Source organism: Actinomyces sp. S6-Spd3 (assembly GCF_000758755.1).
Lineage (GTDB): Bacteria > Actinomycetota > Actinomycetes > Actinomycetales > Actinomycetaceae > Pauljensenia.
In genome coordinates, this window is sequence record NZ_JRMV01000019.1 from 1 (window position 1) to 1370 (window position 1370).

Consider the following 1370-nt stretch of genomic DNA (forward strand, 5'->3'; position numbering starts at 1 on the left):
TGGAGGCCGTGCACGCCGATATTTGCTTGATCTCGGCTTCGGGTATTAGGAACGGGACGGTCTACCACCCGTACGCAGACGTTGCAGCGGTGAAGGCAAAAATGATGGAGTCGTCTGAGCTGACGATTCTGCTTTTGGATCACACTAAGTTCAAGCGCCGCGCTATGTATTCCTTTGGCAAGCTTGCCGATGTTGACGTGATTGTCGTTGACTCGCAGACCAGTGAGGAAGATGTACAAATGCTTCAGGATTCGGGAGCGAGGGTAATCGTAGCGAAGCCGTGACGCAATAAGCTACGAGGCCGGAATGTAACAAAATATGAAACCCTAGTTTCAAATACTGCGATATGACCCCGTGACCGGGGTCATATTTGTATACTGACTTCAAGGCGTTGATGTTATTTCTAAAACAAGATTTGTTAAAAGTGACAAGTTTTGTGATACATTGATGCCGACGATGCACGCCACATGCTCCAAGGAGGGAGACATTTATGGGTTTTCGTATAGTTGTTGCCGCGGATTCTGCGGGTCTTGATTACAAGGAAATTCTCAAGAAAGACCTCGAATCTGACGAGCGCGTAGACGAGGTGATTGACGCTGGTATTCACGCCGGTGAAGATATCGACTACCCGCATGTTGCGGTCAAGGCCGCTCGCATGATCGCGGAAGGCAAGGCTGATCGTGGCCTGTTCGTTTGTGGTACCGGTATGGGTGTGGCAATGGCTGCCAACAAGGTGCCAGGCATTCGCGCTTCGGTGGCTCATGACTCGTTCTCAGTTGAGCGTTTGATCCTGTCTAACAATGCTCAGGTTCTAACCTTCGGTCAGCGTGTTATCGGTATTGAGTTGGCACGGCGCCTCGCAAAGGAGTGGTTGGGCTACGAGTTTGATACGAGCTCTCCTTCCGCACAAAAGGTTGAGGCGCTCGAGTCTTACGACGGTTGCTAACTTCTAAATCTCAGCACTGCTCGGGAAAAAGTGAGGAGCCGCGTCATGCGGCTGGGAAATTGTGCACAACGGTGAACTGTTGAGCAAAACCGCATTCACTTGGGTAGTGTTTATCTGTCAGCATTTTCGTGCGCGCAACGTTGCGTGTTTTCGAAATATTCCCATTACAGATGGTTAGACCATCCATTAACAAAAGGTGGATAAATGACTCCAGATGCAGCATTGACATTCCTTGGAAACATGGATTTGTTCTGGCTTATCGCTGCGGCCGGTGGTGGCTTCTTTGGCGCCGCTATCGGTGGTAACTTTGCGTTCGGTTTCACGGGCATCCTGATTCTCGTGGGCTTCGGTATCGCGATGGCAACGGGCTCCGACGTGGGCTTTAGCTACCTGGCTTTCGGCCCGGTATTTGGCCCACACATCG

General features: G+C 50.9%; 1 protein-coding gene and 2 pseudogenes. All 3 read left to right on the top strand.

Going from position 1 to position 1370, the window contains the following annotated elements; translation table 11 throughout:
• A pseudogene (locus HMPREF1627_RS00145) lies at window positions 1–284 on the top strand (DeoR/GlpR family DNA-binding transcription regulator); the annotation flags it as partial.
• A 206-nt stretch (window positions 285–490) separates the two neighbouring features.
• On the top strand, window positions 491–946 hold the full coding sequence (locus HMPREF1627_RS00150) for a ribose-5-phosphate isomerase (protein ID WP_034499725.1): 456 nt from the start codon (window positions 491–493) through the stop codon (window positions 944–946).
• Between the two features lie 204 nt (window positions 947–1150).
• Window positions 1151–1370 (top strand): annotated as a pseudogene (locus HMPREF1627_RS00160) (hypothetical protein); the annotation flags it as partial.